Source organism: Nguyenibacter vanlangensis (assembly GCF_013376155.1).
GTDB classification, from domain to species: Bacteria; Pseudomonadota; Alphaproteobacteria; order Acetobacterales; family Acetobacteraceae; genus Gluconacetobacter; species Gluconacetobacter vanlangensis.
This window is the reverse complement of the sequence record NZ_JABXXP010001161.1, coordinates 1-632: the sequence shown is the minus strand read 5'-3', so window position 1 is coordinate 632 and position 632 is coordinate 1. Positions and strand designations below refer to the sequence as shown.

The 632-nt window shown below is 70.1% G+C and carries 1 protein-coding gene; it reads left to right on the top strand.

Going from position 1 to position 632, the window contains the following annotated elements; translation table 11 throughout:
- Positions 1-533, top strand: a 533-nt coding sequence (locus tag HUK84_RS21875; protein WP_176642000.1) for an OmpH family outer membrane protein, incomplete at its 5' end; no start/stop codon positions are given.
- Positions 534-632: the final 99 nt, after the last annotated feature.

Here is a 632-nt window from a genome sequence, read left to right as displayed (position 1 = left end):
CGCCGGTGATCGGCCTGTTCGACCCGGCCGAGATCATGCGCCAATCGGTCGCCGTGCAGCAGGTCGAGCAGGAGATGGCCGGCCGGCGCGACGCGCTGATCCACGACGTCCGCGCCGAGGAGACCGAGGTCCAGACCCTGCGCCAGCGCATGATGTCCGCGCCGCGCGACAAGGCCGAGGCCCAGCAGCGCGCGCTGCAGCAGCGCGTGGCGGCCGACCAGCGGAAATTCGGCAACCGCAACCGGATCCTGCAGGAAGACATCCAGATCGCGATGAACCAGGTACAGCGCGAGGTCGGGCAGGTCGTCGCCTCGGTATCGAAATCGCGCGGCCTGACCCTGGTGATGCAGTCGGGCGGGGCGGTGCTGCACGGGCCGCAGGTGGACATCACCGACCAGGTGATCGCGCAGTTGAACACGATCCTGCCGCATGTCTACCTGCCGGCGGCGAACGAGGACCCGGAAGTGGTGGCCAAATCGGGCAAGTTCCCGACCGCGCCGGTCCAGATGAGCGACCCGGGTCAGCAGGGATAACACTCCCGCCCCGACGTCCCGGGGGGCATCCCGTGGCGCTACCCGGCGATGTGCTGGCCGGCGATGCGCTGGCCATGCCGGGTTTCGCCGGGCCGGCAC